Consider the following 243-nt stretch of genomic DNA (forward strand, 5'->3'; position numbering starts at 1 on the left):
TCGCGATCGCGTGGCTGTCGCTTTCCGCCAAATGGTCGGTGACGCCGCTAACGCGGCTATGCATTTCACCTCCGCCGAGGGCTTCGACGCCGACCTCTTCCTTGGTCGCGGCATAGACCAGTTGCGGGCTGCCGAGAAACATCGCGCCCTGGTCGCGTACGATCACCACCTCGTCGCACAGCGCCGGAATGTAAGCGCCGCCCGCGGTCGAAGGGCCGTGAACGACGGCGATCTGCGCGATAT

At 65.0% G+C, this 243-nt stretch carries 1 protein-coding gene; it reads right to left on the reverse strand.

What is annotated here, in order from left to right:
• Positions 1-243, reverse strand: a 243-nt coding sequence (locus G8O24_RS43645) for a carboxyl transferase domain-containing protein (protein ID WP_283815683.1), incomplete at both ends; no start/stop codon positions are given.

The organism is Bradyrhizobium campsiandrae (assembly GCF_014529705.1).
Classification (GTDB): domain Bacteria; phylum Pseudomonadota; class Alphaproteobacteria; order Rhizobiales; family Xanthobacteraceae; genus Bradyrhizobium; species Bradyrhizobium campsiandrae.